Genomic DNA, 5,869 nt, shown 5'->3' with positions numbered 1-5,869 from the left:
TTCCGCAGTCGCTTTGGACATTTGCACTGCTAAAACACTCAAATAACTTAGTATCGCTAGATCGTAAGCCAAGAGAAACCGCAATTCCTGGTAAAATTCTCCCGTGATTAAATAAACGAAAATTGCCACTGTCAGCGTGAATAGAAACCGGTTGATGGGAGAAGTCAGCCGAAAAATCATTTTTTGCTTGGCGGTCATTTTTAAGAGCCTTGATTTTCACAGATATAGTTTAGTTGAAACGGTATGGGTTTCTCAGGATAGCCTAGCAGTCAATTCTCCGGTGAGGGCAGTAAACTGGCCCCTCTCTTCCCTTCGGGTAAAAATTCTCGATCGAATTGGCAATTTAGTCCCAGACAAAGCCTAATCAGTGGCGCTGCTCGTACCTGAAATAGAGACTGCGAGCCTGTATTTTGGAACTTTTAAAGGTATTTGCGATATTTTTTCAATCGAGCTTCTCCAATAACGGCTAGGCGCTGGACATCGGCAAGGTATTGCTCCAACTCAGCGATCGCCTGCCTTTGCCCCGCTGCCAACTCTTGCCATTGTGCCTCAGACTCTGGGGTTTTGGGGAACGCCACCAGCGCACCACTGCCGGTGCTGGCAGCGCAATCTATGGTTGCTGGACTGTGGACGTACCACCGCCTCAGCCAAGCTGAACCGATCGCTGCCACCGGCTGTAAGGCGGCGAGGCGATCTTCTAGTTTCTCGATCGATTCAGCCTGCTCTTGACACTGGCGCTGCCAAGAATTGACGGGTAAGGCTTCCAGCTGCCGATAAACTAAAGTTTGGCTCGTTATCTCTTTTAGAGGATTTTTATCATCTTTACTTTCTCCTAGCTGGGGACTGATCACTGTTTGGTTCTGTCCCATCTTTGCATCGGCCAGATTTTCCCTCACCGGCAATTTTTCTTCCGGGGGACGGGGAACTTGTTTTTCCGCTTTGAATTCGGCTTTCTGGGGGACTTCTGCCCCTGGGTTCGCTGAAGCTGCGGCCTTGCCGATCGCGGTTGCCAGTTCTTGCTCTAATTGCGCGGGAGAAATTTTCCCTTCAGCAAAGGTGACAATGATTGAGTTAGCCAAGGGGTTGATGCGGACGCTGGTAACGCCTTCTAGGGCGGCGATCGCTCCCTGGAGAATATTTTGTCCTGTTAGGTTTTGGCGCAGGGAAGGGACGCGCAAGCGGATTCGCCCAGGAAGTGAGCTAACCACTTGATAGGAGATTCCGGGGGTAGCATTTGCGGAAAATTCAGACGTGCCACCAAATACCATAATAATTTAGCCAATAAGCATTGACAATAGGAACTTTATCATCTTTTACAGTAGATTTATTGAGACTCCCTTGGCTGAAAGCCGAAGGGATTGCAGAGGTCTTGAAAAAGCGGGATAAATCCCCGCTGCTCGCCAAGACATTGACTGCGAATTCTTTGAGCGCGACGACGCAATGGTGTCCCAAATATCCTAACCCACAGACTAAAAATTGCTCTAGTTTTAAGTTGCCATTACTGAAGTTAGGAGAGTTCACATTTCCCTGCGACTAATTTTTAGTTTCTGGTAAAAACTGAATGATATGTTTTCTAAATTCGTCGGCGACTTCTTTGGCCTCTTCTAAATACTTTTCATAGCGATGGGGATCTTTTAAAATATTAATTCCCCCTTGATTAAAGTCTTTTTTTTCTGCCCATTCTCGGGCAATTTCTTCAATGGGGTCGCAACAGAGATGAAGTGCCTTCTCAACGATTAGCTCTTTCAAATGTTCGTGCATATATTCCCGGGTCATTGTCGAACTCCTCCTTGATACTTTCCTTGAGATTTTAAAGGAGGGGGCTAAGAAAATGCCCCCCTACAAAATTGCAGTTATCGAGTGGGTTTCTCGATCGGTCAATTAGGGATTAGGATTGGGATGTTTCCTCTACGGAAGGGATTTTAGTCGTATTTCTTGCCACCTCTGTTTCCGCTTTCGCTTCCGCCACTAAATCTTGCCAAGATTGACCGGCTTCGGCAAAAGTAGCTTGCAGTTTTTCACTAGCTTCCATCCCTAATTTGATACCGCTTTTGGCCGCATTGCGACCTGTATCTGTAATGGCTTTGCCGGTCTGGGGACTAACTAAACCAACTAGGGAACCCAATACTAAAATTGCGACGACTCCAACACCGCCAATAACCAGTAATTCTTCCATAAAAACCTCCTGAATGAGTTGTTCACTATTAACTGTCTATTTTTCGCTAGTTGCCTTAGCTTTTTTAGCGGTTCTGATTTCGGCCTGTGCTTCCGCTACCAGATCGTTCCAGGATTCGCTGGCCTCAGCCAGATAGGTTTGCACGGTGTCAGCGGCTTCTGCGCCCCACTTGATTCCCTGTTTGGTCATGTCGCGCCCTGTTTCGGCGACCTTTTCCCCAGTTTCAGGGTTGCTTAAGGCCCCAATAGCGGGAGCGATCGCCAGTGCCGCCAAACCAACCCCTAGGGCGAAAATCGGTTCAATACCTAATAAAAATTCCATGAGACCTCACAAATTTGCTCGATTTTGGATTTTGTTTGACTGTTAGACGTTCGCCGCATCTCGATAGGTCGTCTTCTCGCCACCGAGGGCCGGGCGCAAGCCGTTCAGTCCGGCTAAAATAGCCGAACCATTATTGATGATAATCGCTAGGAGCGGATCGAGGGCAAAGAGAACCCCCACCGCCAGCGCCCCAAAGTTAGGAATGCCGACAATTAAGGCATTTTGGTAGATAATGTCCATCACTTCCTTGCTGATCCCGATCGCATGGGTCAAGCCGCTGAGATCGTTATCCATCAGTACCACGTCGGCAGTTTCCCGAGCGATATCGCTCCCTGCGGCAAAGGAAATCGAGACATCGGCATAGGCAAGGGCGGCGGAGTCATTAATGCCATCGCCGATGAAGGCAACGGTTTTCCCTTGCGCTTTCAGTTGCTGCACCACTTCTACCTTCCGTTCTGGGAAAGCTTGGGCGTGGACTTCATCCCCGCGCATTCCTAACTCTTGGGCCACCGCATCCGCTACCTGCTGCACATCGCCGGTGAGCATATGGGTGCTGATTCCTTGCTTGTGTAACTCAGCAATTACCCCAGGGCTTTCGGTGCGGATCGGATCGGCATACATGATAACGCCAATTAGGATGCCATCCCGGGCCACATAGGCCAGAGAAACGCCTCCCGTCTTAAACTGCTCACTGGCACTAATGTCGATTCCTTCCGTTTTCATAAAGCGGCTGCTCCCCACCAGTAGCTGCCGCCCTTCGATTTGGGCAACGACTCCCAAGCCAACCCGATAATCCCACTCCTCGCAGGTTTTCGTTGCCGTCCCCTGTTGTTGGGCCTGTTGGACGATGGCATGGGCGACGGGGTGGCTCAACCCCTGTTCCGCCGAGGCCGCCAGACAGAGAATTTCTGCCGGAGTAACTCCCTCGGCGGTAACTTGAATGTCGGTGACGGAAGCATTGCCCTGGGTCAGGGTTCCCGTCTTGTCAAAGACGACGCAATCGACTTTTGCTAACATTTCGATCGCCCGGCCGCTGCGGATGTAAACGCCGGTCCGGGCAGCGTAGGTTAATCCCGCTAAGACGGCGGTGGGGACAGATACGCGGATGCCGGTGCCGAAGTCGAGGGTGATAATGGCCGTTGTCCGGGCTAAATCTCCCGTGAAAGCAAAAATGCCGGCCCCAATCAGTAGGGTGGGCAGCACGGCAATGTTGGCAAATTTGGCGGCATAGTTTTCTACGCGAGTATCATGGACAGGAGCGGCTTTCATCAGTTCCACGACTACCCCGGCGCGGGTATTATTCCCCGTCCTTTCCACGAGAATTGCCAATTGTCCTTCTACTAACAGGGTGGAAGCATAGACCTCATCATCTACTTCCCGGTGGACGGGAACCGATTCTCCCGTCAGTTTCTGTTGGTCAATTAATCCCTGTCCCCGGATAATCTTGCCGTCAATCGGGATTAAGTCTCCCGGATAGACGATGACGATATTACCGGCTTCTACCTCTTTGAGGGGAACTTGTACTTCTGTGCCGTCCTGTTCGATCCAGGCGTATTTGCCCAAACTGTCCAGTAAATCTAGGGTCTGGCGTTCGCTGGAGCGAGCGGTGACATCGCGAATTACTTCCCCAGATTCGATCAAACTGATCATGAAGGCGGGGGGGATGAAATGGCCCTGGGCGGCGCTGAGGGTGATGGCAAGGGAGTCGAGGAAATCGACGGTCAATTGTTTTTCTTCGCTGATGGCTTGCCAAGCTCGACCGTAGGCGGGCAGACAGGCGGCTAAAATTAACCCCCCAACGAGCAAGGGGGGCAGTTCTAGGGGAAAGGCGACAAGAGCGAGGGCTAAACTGGCAGCCGGAATGCCCAACCGCTCCCAATAGTTAATTTCGTGGGATGTTGGTGCTGTCGCTGCCTTGGTGGTTAGGAGATAGCCGCGATCGGCCTCTTCCATCGAGAGTAGGATATATTCCCGTAGTTGTTCGGGGGAAATTTCCTCGTAATTGTATTCAATAATCAGGGATTCAGCCGCCTCATTGCAGCGAACTTGTCCGATGACATTACTATCCTCTAATATTGCCACTAAGTTGCTGGCATAGTCAGGATCGTAACCCAGGCGCTCGATCTTGACCCGCCAGCGTCCTTCGAGGGAGTGAAGGAGTTGATAGTCTTGGGAAAACTTGACCCGAGCTACGTCGAAGGGTTCGTGAGCTTTGGGGACAATTGCCGCGGTTTCGTTAAGTATGTCCGGTTGGACAATTACTTTTTCTGTAGTGTCTGTGAAGGTCATCTTGATGGGTGTTGGTTAGTATATGCCTGACACTGGCATCAACCATTTTTTATTGTCAGGAGGGAAGACGGGGAATCAACCCGGAACTCGTGTCTGCAAGCAGGCTGTCTGTACTTCGTCGAGATTAGTGGCAAACCCCAGTATAGTTGACATTACCGTGCTGAAGTTTAAAGACGCGATCATTGTTGTCTAAACTAAAGCTTAGAGGAGTACCAGCTTGACTCTTGCCTTTAAAGGTATTATTGCCCTGATAGGTTGTTAGAGCAAGACCCACGGGTTGCATTTGTGGGGGAGTGGCCGCTCCAAAGGCATCAATCGTGATAGATTGATGTTCTTTGTCGATAACCACCACCTCTCCTTCGGCAATGTCTGTCACTGATTCCACTATGGTTACGGCAACGGGCCGTTTTCTCTGGATCGATGCGTTATCAATGACAGAGGTATAAAAATAGATTTTCGTTCCTTTGTCTGTCTTCCCCCTAGCAACGCAGAGAATGCCATTTCCTAGACTGGGTGCTTCGGCTAAAACAGGCTTAATGGGCAAGCTGGGCAAGGAAAGCAAGGCTGCAGCCGCTAAGAGGGCGGCTTTGTTAGGAATTTTTAACATTTTTCGGCAAGGGGTAAATTAACTTTTGGTCATTGTACTAAAAAAAGTGAAATTTTGCCAGAGTTTTGAGGCGGATCGATTTTTTTCCTCACCGGGTAGTAATACCAAATCCTGTTATTAAAGACTGATTATTTATTACCCCTTTTGCCTCTTGACTGTCCTGATATGGGATCTTCTAGGTTCTGTGCGATAAGTTTAACTTACATAGGATCGATCAATCTTTGTGTCCTTTGTGTCTTTGTGGTTCGTTCCACCCCCTCGCTAGGAGGAATGTATCTTAGAATACATTTTGCCCACCAAACCTAAGAGAGCCTGATATGTAGCCGCCTATAGTTAGTAAAAGTATAGTCAAATATAGACAGACTGAATTCCATTTCAGAAATTCCCTTCACTTTTACTTCGAGAGATTGATTCTCCTTGGGTGAACTACGCACCTCTCTATCCCATAGCAGTTAAACGCATTTGGGAATGCTTTT

Annotated in this window: 7 protein-coding genes and 1 pseudogene; all 8 read right to left on the bottom strand. The window is 49.3% G+C overall.

What is annotated here, in order from left to right; genetic code table 11:
* Positions 1 to 198: pseudogene (locus tag IM515_RS23585) on the bottom strand (DUF1345 domain-containing protein); the annotation flags it as partial.
* A 221-nt stretch (positions 199 to 419) separates the two neighbouring features.
* A complete protein-coding gene (locus tag IM515_RS23580; protein ID WP_287627787.1) occupies positions 420 to 1,268 on the bottom strand; it encodes an HMA2 domain-containing protein in 849 nt (282 codons plus the stop codon).
* On the bottom strand, positions 1,246 to 1,521 hold the full coding sequence (locus tag IM515_RS23575; RefSeq protein WP_287627786.1) for a hypothetical protein: 276 nt from the start codon (positions 1,519 to 1,521) through the stop codon (positions 1,246 to 1,248). Before IM515_RS23575 ends, IM515_RS23580 begins: the two co-directional genes overlap by 23 nt.
* Before the next feature lie 12 nt (positions 1,522 to 1,533).
* Positions 1,534 to 1,761 (bottom strand): hypothetical protein, encoded by a 228-nt coding sequence (locus IM515_RS23570; protein WP_287698218.1) that lies wholly within the window; start codon positions 1,759 to 1,761, stop codon positions 1,534 to 1,536.
* Between the two features lie 127 nt (positions 1,762 to 1,888).
* Positions 1,889 to 2,176 (bottom strand): DUF5132 domain-containing protein, encoded by a 288-nt coding sequence (locus IM515_RS23565; protein WP_287627783.1) that lies wholly within the window; start codon positions 2,174 to 2,176, stop codon positions 1,889 to 1,891.
* Positions 2,177 to 2,212: 36 nt separating this feature from the next.
* Entirely contained in the window at positions 2,213 to 2,497 is a 285-nt protein-coding gene (locus IM515_RS23560) for a hypothetical protein (RefSeq protein WP_002742126.1), read from the bottom strand.
* 42 nt (positions 2,498 to 2,539) lie between these two features.
* Entirely contained in the window at positions 2,540 to 4,786 is a 2,247-nt protein-coding gene (locus tag IM515_RS23555) for a heavy metal translocating P-type ATPase (RefSeq protein ID WP_287627782.1), read from the bottom strand.
* A 124-nt stretch (positions 4,787 to 4,910) separates the two neighbouring features.
* Entirely contained in the window at positions 4,911 to 5,348 is a 438-nt protein-coding gene (locus IM515_RS23550) for a hypothetical protein (protein WP_043997038.1), read from the bottom strand.
* Between the last annotated feature and the right edge of the window lie 521 nt (positions 5,349 to 5,869).

Source organism: Microcystis sp. M44BS1, assembly GCF_020244875.1.
GTDB lineage: Bacteria > Cyanobacteriota > Cyanobacteriia > Cyanobacteriales > Microcystaceae > Microcystis > Microcystis panniformis.
This window is presented reverse-complemented; position numbering and strand designations above follow the sequence as displayed.

Excerpts from the sequence above, each read along its gene's own strand:
- IM515_RS23580 (WP_287627787.1), bottom strand. The coding sequence starts at position 1,268 with ATGGTATTTGGTGGCACGTCTGAATTTTCCGCAAATGCTACCCCCGGA.
- IM515_RS23570 (WP_287698218.1), bottom strand. The coding sequence starts at position 1,761 with ATGCACGAACATTTGAAAGAGCTAATCGTTGAGAAGGCACTTCATCTC.
- IM515_RS23565 (WP_287627783.1), bottom strand. The coding sequence starts at position 2,176 with ATGGAAGAATTACTGGTTATTGGCGGTGTTGGAGTCGTCGCAATTTTA.
- IM515_RS23560 (WP_002742126.1), bottom strand. The coding sequence starts at position 2,497 with ATGGAATTTTTATTAGGTATTGAACCGATTTTCGCCCTAGGGGTTGGT.
- IM515_RS23555 (WP_287627782.1), bottom strand. The coding sequence starts at position 4,786 with ATGACCTTCACAGACACTACAGAAAAAGTAATTGTCCAACCGGACATA.